Annotated in this window: 10 protein-coding genes and 1 tRNA gene; 7 read left to right on the top strand and 4 right to left on the bottom strand. The window is 64.0% G+C overall.

Going from position 1 to position 12,711, the window contains the following annotated elements; genetic code table 11:
* Positions 1–14 precede the first annotated feature (14 nt).
* The gene (locus BRX37_RS06685; protein ID WP_125986003.1) at positions 15–1,835 is read right to left on the bottom strand and encodes a M14 family metallopeptidase; all 1,821 of its coding nucleotides are present in this window, start codon (positions 1,833–1,835) and stop codon (positions 15–17) included.
* A 17-nt stretch (positions 1,836–1,852) separates the two neighbouring features.
* On the bottom strand, positions 1,853–4,057 hold the full coding sequence (locus tag BRX37_RS06680) for a TonB-dependent siderophore receptor (RefSeq protein WP_125986002.1): 2,205 nt from the start codon (positions 4,055–4,057) through the stop codon (positions 1,853–1,855).
* A gap of 153 nt (positions 4,058–4,210) precedes the next feature.
* Here BRX37_RS06680 and BRX37_RS06675 point away from each other — a divergent pair, with 153 nt between their 5' ends.
* From BRX37_RS06675 to BRX37_RS06665, 3 genes are read left to right on the top strand one after another with little or no spacing between them, the layout of a single operon-like run.
* Positions 4,211–4,948 (top strand): ABC transporter ATP-binding protein, encoded by a 738-nt coding sequence (locus BRX37_RS06675; RefSeq protein ID WP_125986001.1) that lies wholly within the window; start codon positions 4,211–4,213, stop codon positions 4,946–4,948.
* Positions 4,945–6,387, top strand: a complete 1,443-nt coding sequence (locus BRX37_RS06670) for an ABC transporter permease (protein WP_125986000.1) — start codon at positions 4,945–4,947, stop codon at positions 6,385–6,387. Before BRX37_RS06675 ends, BRX37_RS06670 begins: the two co-directional genes overlap by 4 nt.
* Positions 6,384–7,637 (top strand): DUF3526 domain-containing protein, encoded by a 1,254-nt coding sequence (locus BRX37_RS06665; protein ID WP_125985999.1) that lies wholly within the window; start codon positions 6,384–6,386, stop codon positions 7,635–7,637. Before BRX37_RS06670 ends, BRX37_RS06665 begins: the two co-directional genes overlap by 4 nt.
* A gap of 173 nt (positions 7,638–7,810) precedes the next feature.
* Here the strand turns inward: BRX37_RS06665 and BRX37_RS06660 are convergent.
* Positions 7,811–7,885, bottom strand: a tRNA-Val gene (locus BRX37_RS06660).
* A 142-nt stretch (positions 7,886–8,027) separates the two neighbouring features.
* On the opposite strand from BRX37_RS06660, the gene BRX37_RS06655 reads away from it, so the two are divergent.
* Positions 8,028–8,156 carry an entericidin A/B family lipoprotein gene (locus BRX37_RS06655; protein WP_004207212.1) on the top strand — a complete coding sequence of 43 codons (129 nt, stop codon included), beginning with the start codon at positions 8,028–8,030 and terminating at the stop codon, positions 8,154–8,156.
* A gap of 49 nt (positions 8,157–8,205) precedes the next feature.
* Here BRX37_RS06655 and BRX37_RS06650 read toward each other — a convergent pair whose 3' ends face one another.
* Complete coding sequence (locus BRX37_RS06650) at positions 8,206–8,391, bottom strand: hypothetical protein (RefSeq protein ID WP_004207213.1); 186 nt, start codon at positions 8,389–8,391, stop codon at positions 8,206–8,208.
* Between the two features lie 183 nt (positions 8,392–8,574).
* Here BRX37_RS06650 and hslV point away from each other — a divergent pair, with 183 nt between their 5' ends.
* From hslV to BRX37_RS06635, 3 genes are all read left to right on the top strand, one after another.
* On the top strand, positions 8,575–9,141 hold the full coding sequence (hslV, locus tag BRX37_RS06645) for an ATP-dependent protease subunit HslV (RefSeq protein WP_125985998.1): 567 nt from the start codon (positions 8,575–8,577) through the stop codon (positions 9,139–9,141).
* A gap of 17 nt (positions 9,142–9,158) precedes the next feature.
* Positions 9,159–10,460 (top strand): ATP-dependent protease ATPase subunit HslU, encoded by a 1,302-nt coding sequence (hslU, locus tag BRX37_RS06640; protein WP_037506705.1) that lies wholly within the window; start codon positions 9,159–9,161, stop codon positions 10,458–10,460.
* A gap of 112 nt (positions 10,461–10,572) precedes the next feature.
* On the top strand, positions 10,573–12,699 hold the full coding sequence (locus BRX37_RS06635; protein WP_125985997.1) for a S9 family peptidase: 2,127 nt from the start codon (positions 10,573–10,575) through the stop codon (positions 12,697–12,699).
* Positions 12,700–12,711: the final 12 nt, after the last annotated feature.

Genomic DNA, 12,711 nt, shown 5'->3' with positions numbered 1-12,711 from the left:
CCGGTTCATCAGACTCAGTTCTCCCTGAGCACCGGATAGAGATGATGATAGGGGCTGCGATCGGGCAGCCGGGCCGACAGCCAGTCGAGCCGCGCGTCGCCATCGGCCGCAAATGTAGCATCAGCGGCCAGTTTCGCCTCGAACTCTACGCGAAGCTGCGGATCGGCGGCCAGCAGCGCCTCGGCGATCGGCGCCCGGACAAAATCCTCTGCCCCGGAAGGCGTCGCCAATATCTCCGGGAAGAAGCCCCAGGCGAGGAAACTGTCCTGGCTTTCCGGCTCCAGCAGCGCTGCCGCCAAAAGGCCCAGCGGCTGATCGGCAGGCACGCGGATCGTCCCAGCGGGCAGCGTTTCAGTCACGGCTTCGTGCCGGAACTTCGTGTCCAGCGGGATACGCGCGTCGCGCACCGGCATCGATTGCGGGTCGACCAGCCGCGCCCGATCGAGCGTCAACGTGCGCGGCGCGTCCAGCACCTCAAAACGGATGCCATGCAATGTCAGCCGGTCGATCACCTCGGCCTGCCCGGCCGGCACCCACCATGCCTTGGGCAGACGCACCGTCTCGACCGGTTCCTGGCCGATGATCGGCATCCGCCAGTCGACCGGGCGGCCGAGCCATTTCTGTTCCTTGCGCCCGCTCGCCGGCGAGACATAGGTGTCGAAGGCAATGCCCTTGAACCGTTCGACCCAGCCGATCGGCTGCGCAGCGGGTTTCCACCGGGTCAGCATTTCGGCGGGGCGCGATGCCTGGTCGCTGGCCTTCGCCTGCGCAATCGCTCCGGCATCCTGCCCGGCCAGCTTCAGCGCCGCCTCCAGCAGGACATAGGTGCCCAGCACCCGTTGGCGATAGGGCTTCATCATATGGTTTTCGACCAGCACAGTCGGAACGCCGATGAAATCGCCATAACCGGTCGAATAGCGCGGTCCTTCGGGCGCCTGACGGATGCCCTTTGTCGGCTCCCGCGTGTCGATCGGGCTTGGATAGATGGTGGGGATATGGCCAGCCTTTTCCAGTGCTGACGTCACGCTCGGTCCGAAACGGCCCTGCAGCCAGTCGGCGGTGGCGCGATGATAGGCATAGCGGCCCCAGCCGGCATAGGTGAATGTGATGTCATATTGCATGTCGAAGCCGTCGCTGACATGGCAATCGACATAGAGGATCGGGTCGAGCCGACGCAGCAGGCCGATCATCGCCCGGCTTTCGGGCGCGTCCGCTTTTGCATAGTCGCGGTTCAGGTTGATGTTGCGGCTGTTGCCGACATAGCCCTTCTCCGCCGGGCCGCGCAGCGCCGGGAAGTTCCAGCGGCTCATCTTTTCATGCCCGTCGATATTATAGACCGGCACGAACACCAGATCGACCTTGTCGAGCAGGCTGTCCTTGCCGCGCAGCGCGATGTCGCGCAGCAGCATCAGGCCGGCATCCTTGCCATCGATCTCGCCCGCATGGATGCCCGCCTGCACCAGCACGACCGGCTTGCCCGCGCCCGACCCATCTTTGGCCTTGCTCGCGCGGACCAGCAGCATGTCGCGCCCTTCGCCGGTCCGGCCGAAGCTTTCTAGGCTGATCAGCGGAGACGCCGCGTCCAGCCGCTTCAGCCACGCCTCCACCTCGGCATAGCGCGGCGTGGTGGCAAAGCCTGCCTGTTCGGCCGGCGTGATCCAGGGATCATCCTTGCCGACGACCAGTTTTTCGCTTGCCCCCGACCAGGACAGCGTTGGCGGTAGCACCGAAGCGGGCAGCCCCGGCAGTGGCGCCTGGGTCGGCTGCTGCGCAATGGCGGTGCCAGCAACACACAAAGCGGCGGCGCCCAGAAGGCGCGTCATCGTCTTGCTCATGTCTCTATCCTTCCGGCTCAGAAGCGGGCGCGCACGCCGACGGTGGCGGTGCGCGGCGTGCCCGGCTGCACCCAGACGGAGCTGTAGCTGCTGGCATACCATGTCTCGTCAAACAGGTTGCTGATCGTCCCGAACAGCTCGACACCCTCGATCACATCGACGCTGCCGAACAGACGGAACAGGGTGTGCGACGGCAGGGTGAAGTCCGTGCCTGTCTCGCCCAGCCGTTCACCGACATATTGCATGCCCGCGCCCAGTTGCGCCTCGCGCCCGCCGACCTCGAAATGCTTCGCAACCTGGATGTTGAGATTATGGTCGGGAATGTTGATCAGCCTGTCCCCCGGCAGGATCTGGGTGGCGAAATTGGGATCGTTCACCGCCTCTCGCGCCTCGGCATCGGTATAGGCGTAGCTCAGCAGGATATCGATGTCGCCGGGCAGATGGCCGTTCACGTCCAGTTCGATACCGCGGCTGCGCGCCTTGCCGATCGCGACGGAAAAGCCGGGATTATTATTGTCGCTGGCCAGCACATTGTCCTTGGTCAGCTGATAGACGGACAGGGTGCCGGTCAAGGCGCCGCCGAGCGCGGTCAGCTTGACACCAGCCTCGATCGACTCGCTCGTTTCCGGGTCGAAGATATTGTTGAAGAAATCCGCGCCGACATTGGCGCGATAGCCCTGGCCATAAGCGGCATAGAGGGTGATCGGATCGCTGAGGTCATAGACGATTCCGGCCTGCGGACTGAACCGCTCATATTTGCGGCTGTTGTAACGATTGGCCTCCGCAAGTAGGCGGTTATCGACCTTCAGCGTCAGATTGTCATAGCGGCCGCCGATGCGGATCTGCAGTCGATCGGTCAGTTCGATCTGGTCCTGCACATAGAAGCCGAAGCTGCGCTGCGTATCCAGACGATTGGTCAGCACCGACGTCGCAGGCAGCGGATATTGGCCATAGACCGGATTGTCGATGTCGATGACATAGCCCGCTTGATCGCTCGGATTGCTGCTCAGCGCCGGCGGGCGATAGCGGGTGAAATAATTATCATATTCGAACTGGTCGAAATCGCCGCCGATCAGCACGCGATGACGCAGCGATCCGGTCTCGAACTTGCCGGCGACTTCGGCGCGGACCACGCTATGTTCCGCATCATAGCGGCGCGAGCGGCGCTGGCGCGACAGGGAGCGGCCATCGACATAGAGTTTCTGGCGCGATGCTGTCTGCTCCGCGTCGGACGAGAAACCGGTCAGCAGCGTGTCGCGATGGCTGGCCCCGACCAGCAGGCTCCAGTCGTCATTGAACTGATGGTCGAGCCGCAACTGGTGGCCGGTGGCGCGCGCCACCGTGTCGCCATCGTCCGGCTCGCCCAGGAAGCGCGAGCGCGGCACGGTGTCGAAATCATTGTTCAGGACGACGATGCCGCGATCGAACGGCACTTCCACGCGGGTCCATTCGAAATCATAGATCAGGCGCGTCCGATCGCCCAGCGCAACGCCGATCGAGGGCAGGAAGCCCCAGCGTTTCTGCGACACATAGTCGCGGAACGTGTCGCCCTTCTCATAATAGCCGATCAGCCGCGCGGTGATGCCGTCGGTCAGCGCCAGATTGGCGTCGGCGTCAGCGCGAAAGCGATCATAGCTGCCATATTGCAGCGCCCCGGTGCCGAAGGTCCGGCCGATTTCCGCCTGCTTGGTGACGAGGTTGATCGTGCCGCCCGGCTCGCCGCGCCCGATCAGCGCCGCCGCCGGCCCCTTGAGCACCTCGACCCGCTCGATCCCGGCCACGTCGCGCTGGCCGCCAAAGCCGCGCCCCGCATTGAAGCCATTGACCAGATAGCCGCTCGGCAGATTTTCATCGCCGGCAAAGCCGCGAATTGCGAAACTGTCCCACAGCCCGCCCAGCGTATTCTGGCGCGCGACCGAGGCGTTCATGTCCAGCGCGTCGGTCAGGCGCAGGATATTATTCTGCTGCAGCGTCTCCGCGTCGATCTCTGTGATGGCCTGGGGAATTTCCTTCACGGAGAAATCGCCGCGATAGGCCTGGCGCACGCCGTCGACCGTGATCGCGCCCTCGCCCTCCGGCACATGATGAACCGCGTCGCCGGTCTGCGCCTGGGCTGGAAGCCAGGCCAGGACAGCGGCCAGCGGCAGCGCGCGGGCGATGTGATGGAAGCGACGGGAACGGACGGGCGCAGCGCAGGCGCGCGGCAGGAACTGGATCGACATATTTTCCCCTGAATGAAATGAGACGAAATCTCATTCGCCGCTGCCCCTAGGGTAGGCTCGTCGCACTCGTCAATGGAAATGTTATATTATTTCATTGACAGATTGCTGCATCGCCGAAATGGTCCGGCGCAACAGCCAAGGAGCCTTGCCCCCATGTCCCTGACCGCCACCGGCCAGCCCATAATATTGTCCGACGTCCACCTGTCCTATGGCAGCCAGCCTGTGCTGCGCGGCCTGACCCTGCATGTCGATGCCGGCGAAATCTATGCGCTGCTCGGCGGCAATGGCGCCGGCAAGTCGACCACCATGTCGACCCTGCTGGGCTTTGCCCGCCCAGACAGCGGCACGGTGCTGGTGGCCGGCCATGACCCGGCGGCGCAGCCCGACAGGGCGTGCGAGCAGATCGCCTATGTCCCCGAAAATGTCGCCCTTTACGAGCATCTGACAGCGCGGGAAAATGCCGCCTATCTGCTGGCGCTGGCCGGCCGCCACCCGGCCCCGCAGGAGATTGACGGCGCGTTCGACGCGACGGGCCTGCAGGCATCGGCCTGGGACAAGCGGCTCGGCGGCTTTTCCAAGGGGATGCGGCAGAAGGTGGCGATCGCCATCGCCTTGCTGCGCGAAGTGCCGGTGCTGCTGCTCGACGAGCCCTCTTCCGGCCTTGATCCGCGCGCGACCGCCGACTTCAACCGCCTAGTCCATGATGTCGCGCGCAAGGGCGCGGCCGTGCTGATGGTCACCCATGACCTGCTGTCGGCGGCCGACATTGCAGACCGGATTGGCTTCCTCGAATCTGGCCGGATCGTCGACGAGGCATCGGCGCAGGGCACGGACCGCTTCGACGTGCGCGACCTGCATCGCAAGTTCGCGCGGGAGGCCGTTGCCGCATGAGCGCCATCACCCTGATCGCGCGCGACGAATTGCGGCTGATGCGGCGCAACCGCGTCGCCGTCATCGCCTCCGCGCTGCTCGTCCTGCTGACACTCGCCGCCGCGCTCATCAGTTGGTCGCACCAGAACGGCATTGCCGAAACCCGCGCCCGGTTCCAGGCCCAGGCCGCCGAGGCGTTCGAGGCGCAGCCCGACCGCCACCCCCATCGCATGGTCCATTTCGGCAATTTCATCTTCCGCCCGCTGCCACCGCTCGCCGCCTTCGATCCCGGCGTCGATGCGTTCACCGGCAACAGCATCTTCCTGGAAGGGCATCGCCAGAACAGCGCCAATTTCGGCGATGTCCGCCAATCCTCGCTGCTGGTCCGCTTCGGCCAGCTGACCCCGGCCTTCGTGCTGCAGGTGATTGCGCCGCTGCTGCTGATCTTCCTTGGCTATGGCGCGGTCGCGCGCGAACGCGAACGCGGCACGCTGCGCCAGATGCTGGTGCAGGGTGTGTCCGCCCGCGCGCTCGTCATGGGCAAGCTGCTGGCGCTGGCCATGGTCGCCGCGCTGGTCGGCCTGCCCGCGCTCATCGCCTTCCTGCTGATTGCTGGGCAACCGGGCGCGCTGGCCGGGCCGATGGCGGTGATCGCACTTGGCTATGGCGCCTATCTGGCGCTCTGGTCGATCATCGTCATCCTCGTCTCCGCGCTGGTAAGGCGCGGCCGCGACGCACTGCTCGCACTGCTCGCGCTCTGGGCGGTGCTGGTCATCCTGCTGCCGCGCGTGGCGTCCGATATCGCGGCGCAGGCCCATGGCCTGCCCACCCGCCTGGAAACAGACATCGCCATCCAGCAGGATCTGCATCGCCTTGGCGACGCGCATAATCCCGACGATCCCTTCTTCAACGCCTTCAAGCAGAAGATGCTGCGCCGCTATGGCGTCGACAAGGTGGAGGATCTGCCGGTCAATTATAACGGCCTGCTCGCGGTAGAGGGCGAAAAGCTGACATCGCGCCTGTTCGACACCTATGCCGATCGCAGCTTCGCGACCCAGCAGGCGCAGAGCCGGCTGACCGATGGCTTCGGCATCATCAGCCCGGCCATCGCGCTGCGTCGCTTGTCGATGGCCGCGGCGGGCACCGATCTGGCCGGCCATCGCCGCTTCCTCGCCCAGGCCGAATCCTATCGCTACACCATGGTCCAGCATCTGAACCAGTTGCAGGCCGATGCCGTCAGCTATGCCGATGACAAGGCCAAGGATGCCGGCGCCGACCAGCGCAAGCGCATCTCCGCCGACCATTGGCAGGCGATCCCGCAATTCCGCTTCATCGCGCCGACCGCCGGCGACCTGGTGACGGCCAGCCTGCCCGGCCTGGGCCTGCTGCTCGCCTGGCTGGCACTCGCGCTGCTGGCGCTGCTGCCCGTCGCCCGCCATCTTCAGAAAGCCCGTCCATGACCCTCCTCACCCATGAACTGCGCCTGCTGCTGCGATCACGCATGGCGCTGCTGGCGCTGCTACTCGTCGCCCTGCTCGCCATCGCCTCGGTCGCTGCCGGCATGGCCGAAGTCGCCCGACAGCGCGCCGCCATCGCCCGCATCCAGCCGAAACAGGCACAGGATATCGCCGCCGTCGCGCAATGGGCCGGCAAGACGCAGGATCCCGGCAACGCGGCCTATTACAGCTTCCATGCCACCTGGGATGCGCCCGCGCCGCTCGCCTTCGTGGCGCTCGGCCTGCGGGACGTCGCACCTTACATCCTGCGTGTCCGCGCGCTGGGGCTGGAAGCACAGCTATACGATGGCGAGGCGTTCAATCCCGAACTCGCCCTCCCCGGTCGCTTCGATTTCGCCTTCGTGCTGGTCTATCTGACGCCTTTGTTCGTGATTGCGCTGTTCCACGACCTGGTCTCGGGCGAGCGGGAAGCCGGGCGGCTGCGGATGCTTGATGCGCTCGCAGGATCGGGACGGCGTCTCTGGGCGCGGCGCGTGCTGCTGCGTGGTGGCCTGCTGTTCCTCGCGCTCGCCCTGCCTGTCACCATCGGCGCAATCCTCTCGCATGTGCAGCTTCTCCCGCTGCTGGCGGTGCTGGGCCTGGTCGCCCTCTATCTCGCCTTCTGGATTGGCGTCACACTGCTGGTAGGACGGCTGCGCTGGAGTTCGGTCACCAATGCCGCGACGCTCGCCGGCCTGTGGCTGCTGCTCACCCTGCTGCTGCCGACCATCGCCCATGTCGCGATCAACCGTGCCATCCCGGTCGGCCAGGGCGTGGAACTGACGCTCGCCCAGCGCGAGGCGGTCAACCGTGCCTGGGACATTCCGCGCGAACAGACGATGCAGGCCTTCTATGCCGGCCATCCCGAATGGAAGGACAGCCCGCCGCTAGGCCACGCATTCCACTGGAAATGGTATTTCGCCTTCCACCAGGTCGGCGATGAAAGCGTCGCGCCCAAGGCGACTGCCTATCGCCACGGGATCGAGGCGCGCGATGCTGCCGCCCGTTCGGTCGGCTGGCTGCTGCCCTCGGTCGGCGTACAGGCGCTGCTCGCCCGCCTCGCCGACACCGACATGCAGGCGCAACTGGCCTATCAGGACCGCATCCGCGCCTTCCATGCCAGGCTGCGCAATTATTATTATGGCTATCTCTTCACCGACAAGCCGTTCGGGCAGGCCGATTTCGAAGGCGCTCCGCGCTTCGACGATATGTGAGAGGCTGTGATGGCCGGGGATGCAGGCGAAATTGCCCGCTTCGCTTCATCCTCGGCGGCAACCATCGACTTGCCGAGGGCACGCAGAAACGCCGGTGCTGGTCTGTGCCTGCAACGCCCATCTATCGATGTTGGATATCTCCAGCCATGTTTCAACGCAAATCGTTGAAATCATGGTGGGCGCGACAGGGATTGAACCTGTGACCCCACCCGTGTGAAGGGTGTGCTCTACCGCTGAGCTACGCGCCCCCTGTAAGGAGGAGGCGGCCTTTCGCATCCGATGCCTGACCTGTCAAGCGCCGCCTTGCAGCTTTTTGGAAATTATCTCTGTCCAGCGCGTTTGCGCGCATTATACAGGCCCGACCAAAATAAATTAGAAAGTGCATCATCCATGCGTCAGACCGTCGCTCTCGTCCTTGCTTCCATGCTCCTGTCCGCGCTCGCCGCCTGCAACACGGTGCAGGGCGTCGGCCGTGACATCGAATCGGTCGGCACCGCCGGCAAGGAAGTCATTCACTGATAGCGGAGACACTGATAGCCGAGACGGGGCGGCGTCCTGCCGCCCTGCATCATTGCAGGATGCGCGGAAAGGCCGACTTCTTGCGCAGGCGCACACCGTCGCAATCGGGCTCGCCGCATTCGCACGCCTCGATCGCATAGCGCACGCCACACATTACCAGAACATCCTGGTCGAACGAATAGTTGGCAATACCCGCGCGCTCGACCTTTTCTTGTGCTCTGGCCTTGAGAGTCATGAGTAGCTTCCCTCCATTTGGGACGACCGACAATGATTGCTGCGTTGCACAATGTCAATTCATCGACATTGGTTCCTTAACCGATAGTCAGAAATCGTCCCGCAAATCGCACGTTTCGGCGGCGGACTCGTGTTTCTACATAGACGCTTGCAGCGCTTGACTGCCGCTCCCATATGCGCGGTCATGAATGACCATAACCGCTCGTCCATGCCGGTCTGGCATGGCACCACCATCATGTCGGTCCGCAAGAATGGAAAGGTCGTCGTCGCCGGCGATGGCCAGGTTTCCATGGGCCAGACGGTGATGAAGCCCAATGCGCGCAAGGTACGCCGCCTGCATGACGGCAGCGTCATCGGCGGCTTTGCCGGCGCTACCGCCGACGCCTTCACATTGTTCGAACGGCTCGAAGCCAAGCTGGAGCGCCATAACGGCCAATTGATGCGCGCCGCCGTCGAACTCGCCAAGGACTGGCGCACCGACAAATATCTCCGCAACCTGGAAGCGATGATGATCGTCGCGGACAAGGACGTCACCCTGATCCTGACCGGCAATGGCGACGTTCTGGAGCCGCTCGGCGGCGTGGCCGCGATCGGCTCGGGCGGCAATTATGCCCTCGCCGCCGCCCGCGCGCTGGTGGAATATGAGGAAGATGCCGAAACCCTGGCCCGCAAGGCGATGGGTGTCGCGGCGGATATCTGCGTCTACACCAACGACCAGCTCACCATCGAAACGCTCGACAGCGCCAACTGAGACTTCAAGAAAAGATCATGAACGATAATCTGACCCCCAAAGCCATCGTCGCCGCGCTCGACGCGCATATCATCGGCCAGCATGATGCCAAGCGCGCCGTCGCCGTCGCGCTGCGCAACCGCTGGCGCCGCCAGCACCTGCCCGCCGACCTGCGCGACGAGGTGACGCCCAAGAATATCCTGATGATCGGGCCGACGGGCTGCGGCAAGACCGAGATCAGCCGCCGCCTGGCGAAGCTGGCCGACGCCCCCTTCGTCAAGGTCGAGGCGACCAAGTTCACCGAGGTCGGCTATGTCGGCCGCGACGTCGAACAGATCGTCCGTGATCTGGTCGAGGAAGCGGTGCGGCTGGAAAAGGACCGTCGCCGCGAAGCCGTGCGCGAAGCCGCGTCGGAAGCCGCCATGGCCCGCCTGCTCGATGCGCTGACCGGCAAGGATGCGAGCGAAGCCACCCGCCTCTCCTTCCGCCAGAAGATCGAGGGCAACCAGATGAACGATGTCGAGGTCGAGGTGGAAGTCGCCGACGCCCCGTCGATGCCGATGGAAATCCCCGGCATGGGCGGCCAGGTCGGCATGATCAACCTCAGCGACATGATGTCCAAGGCCTTTGGCCAGCAGCAGAAGAAGCGTCGCAAGATGCGCGTCGCCGACGCCTGGGACAAGCTGGTCGAGGAAGAGCAGGACAAGCGCCTCGATCAGGATGATGTCGCCCGCGTCGCCATCACCAGCGCCGAGCAGAATGGCATCGTCTTCCTCGACGAGATCGACAAGATCGCCGTCAGCGACGTGCGTGGCGGTTCGGTCAGCCGTGAAGGCGTGCAGCGCGACCTGCTGCCGCTGATCGAGGGGACGACCGTCTCGACCAAATATGGCCCGCTCAAGACCGACCATATTCTCTTCATCGCTTCGGGCGCCTTCCATGTGGCGAAGCCCAGCGACCTGTTGCCCGAGCTTCAGGGCCGCCTGCCGATCCGCGTGGAGCTGAAGGCGCTGACGGAGGAGGATTTCGTCGCGATCCTGTCCGACACCAAGGCCAGCCTTGTTGCGCAATATCGTGCGCTGCTGGCGACCGAGGAAGTGACGATCGACCTGACGCCCGAAGGCATCCGCGCGGTCGCGAAGATCGCCGCCGAGGTGAACAGCGAGGTCGAGAATATCGGCGCCCGCCGCCTGCAGACCGTCATGGAGAAGCTGCTGGAGGATGTGAGCTTCGAGGCGGAGGACCGCCGCGGCGAGACGCTGGTGATCGATCAGGCCTATGTCGACAAGCAATTGTCGGCGGTTGCCCATGACACCGACCTCAGCAAATATGTGCTGTAACTGAGCGCCTAGCTTCAGTCCGGGCCTGCCGTTTCTTATGGCAGGCCCGGATCATCTTCCCCCCTGCCCGCCATCATGTCAGCCTCCGCGATGCGATTCGCAGGGAGGGAATATGATCCGCACTTCGGCCTGGCTCATGGCGAGCCTCAGCATTGCTGCACTGTCCACAACTGCCGAGGCGCAGACCGCCCCCAAACCACCGGTCGCGGCAAAGAAGCCGCATGAGGTGAAGGCGCCCTTCGGCGCGACGCGGCAGGATCCCTATTATTGGCTGCGCGACGACAGCCGCAAGAACCCCGAGATGCTCGCCTATCTGGCGGCCGAAAATGCCTATGCCGACACACTGCTGGCGCCGACTAAGCCGTTGCAGGACAAGCTCTACGCCGAGATCACCGGCCGCATAAAGCAGGACGACAGCAGCGTCCCCTATCGCAAGAAGGGCTATTATTATTACAGCCGCTTCGAGACCGGCGGCGACTATCCGATCGTCGCCCGGCGCAAGGGCAACATGGACGCGCCCGAGCAGATATTGCTCGACGAACCCAAGATGGGCGCGGGCAAGGGCTATTTCGCGGTCGGCGGCAAGGAAGTCAGCCCCGACGACAGGCTGCTCGCCTATGCCGAGGATCTGGTCGGCCGCCGCCAATATGTGATCCGGGTCAAAACGATCGCGGATGGCAAGCTGCTTGCCGATGAAATCCCCAATGCCGAACCCGATTTCGCCTGGGCCAATGACAGCAAGACGATCTTCTATGTCGAGAAGGATCCGACCACTCTGCTCGGCAAGCGAGTGAAGGCGCATATACTGGGCACGCCCGTCAGCGCCGATCGACTGGTCTATGAGGAGAAGGACGACACCTTCTACATGGGCCTCAAGAAGACGACGTCGGACAAGTTCATCTGCATCGTCCTGCAATCGACCGTCAGCAATGAGGAGCGCTGCGCCCCGTCCGCCAATCCGGCAAGATTCACGCCGCTCGCCCCGCGCGAACGCGATTTTCTCTACAGCAGCGACAATGTCGGCGGACAATGGACGATCCGCACCAACTGGCAGGCGCCCAATTACCGGCTGATGACCATATCGGACGCCGATGCCGCCAAGGGCCGCGCCGCCTGGACGGACATCGTGCCGACCAGCGCCAGCGTCTTCATCGAGAATTTCCAGCCCTTCGATGGCTTCCTCGCGATCGAGGAACGCTCCGAAGGCAATAAGCGCCTGCGCCTGCTGACCAAGGGCGGCAAGAGCAGCTTCGTCAATGCCGACGAGCCCGCCTATGCCATGGCGCTCGACGTCAACGCCGAAAGCGGCACGCCCTGGGTCCGCTACACCTATGACAGCCTGCGCACGCCCGAAACCACCTATGAGGTGAATGTCGATACCGGCGAACGCAAGATACTGAAGGTCCAAGAGGTAAAGGGCTATGATCCCGCCAAATATGTGACCGAACGGGTCTGGGCGACCGCGCGCGACGGCACGAAGGTGCCGGTCTCGCTCATCTACGCCAAGGGCTTCCAGAAGAATGGCTCGGCCCCGCTCTACCAATATGCCTATGGCAGCTATGGCTATTCGACCGATCCGGCCTTCTCGCCCCTGCTCCCCAGCCTGCTCGATCGCGGCGTCGTCTATGCCATCGCCCATATTCGCGGCGGCCAGGAAATGGGCCGCCAATGGTATGATGACGGCCACCTCAAGAACAAGATGAACAGCTTCACCGACTTCATCGACGTGACGCGCGCGCTGGTGGATCAGGGTTATGCGAAGAAGGGCCGCGTTGCTGCGATGGGCGGCAGCGCCGGCGGCCTGCTGATGGGCGCGGTCGCGAACATGGCGCCACAGGATTACAAGGTCATCATCGCGCAGGTGCCGTTCGTCGATGTCGTGACGACCATGCTCGATCCGACCATTCCGCTCACCACCGGCGAATATGACGAATGGGGCAATCCCGAGCAGCAGTCATGGTATGATGTGATGCTCGCCTATTCGCCCTACGACCATGTCGAGGCGAAGGCCTATCCCAGCCTGTTCGTCGGCACCGGCCTATGGGACAGCCAGGTCCAATATTATGAGCCGACCAAATGGGTGGCCAAGCTGCGCGCGACCAAGACCGACAGCAACCCGCTGGTCTTCCGCATCAACATGGAGGCCGGCCATGGCGGCAAATCCGGCCGCTTCCGCCGCTATCGCGACCAGGCCGAATATAGCGCCTTCGCGCTGGAGCAACTGGGGGTCGCGCAATAACAACCCAGGCCG

The organism is Sphingomonas sp. S-NIH.Pt3_0716, from assembly GCF_003950715.1.
GTDB classification, from domain to species: Bacteria; Pseudomonadota; Alphaproteobacteria; order Sphingomonadales; family Sphingomonadaceae; genus Sphingobium; species Sphingobium yanoikuyae_A.
The sequence above is the reverse complement of the archived record's forward strand: the minus strand, read 5'-3'. Positions and strand labels throughout refer to the sequence as shown.

Excerpts from the sequence above, each read along its gene's own strand:
- BRX37_RS06685 (WP_125986003.1), bottom strand. The coding sequence starts at position 1,835 with ATGAGCAAGACGATGACGCGCCTTCTGGGCGCCGCCGCTTTGTGTGTT.
- BRX37_RS06680 (WP_125986002.1), bottom strand. The coding sequence starts at position 4,057 with ATGTCGATCCAGTTCCTGCCGCGCGCCTGCGCTGCGCCCGTCCGTTCC.
- BRX37_RS06675 (WP_125986001.1), top strand. The coding sequence starts at position 4,211 with ATGTCCCTGACCGCCACCGGCCAGCCCATAATATTGTCCGACGTCCAC.
- BRX37_RS06670 (WP_125986000.1), top strand. The coding sequence starts at position 4,945 with ATGAGCGCCATCACCCTGATCGCGCGCGACGAATTGCGGCTGATGCGG.
- BRX37_RS06665 (WP_125985999.1), top strand. The coding sequence starts at position 6,384 with ATGACCCTCCTCACCCATGAACTGCGCCTGCTGCTGCGATCACGCATG.
- BRX37_RS06655 (WP_004207212.1), top strand. The coding sequence starts at position 8,028 with ATGCGTCAGACCGTCGCTCTCGTCCTTGCTTCCATGCTCCTGTCCGCG.
- BRX37_RS06650 (WP_004207213.1), bottom strand. The coding sequence starts at position 8,391 with ATGACTCTCAAGGCCAGAGCACAAGAAAAGGTCGAGCGCGCGGGTATT.
- hslV (WP_125985998.1), top strand. The coding sequence starts at position 8,575 with ATGAATGACCATAACCGCTCGTCCATGCCGGTCTGGCATGGCACCACC.
- hslU (WP_037506705.1), top strand. The coding sequence starts at position 9,159 with ATGAACGATAATCTGACCCCCAAAGCCATCGTCGCCGCGCTCGACGCG.
- BRX37_RS06635 (WP_125985997.1), top strand. The coding sequence starts at position 10,573 with ATGATCCGCACTTCGGCCTGGCTCATGGCGAGCCTCAGCATTGCTGCA.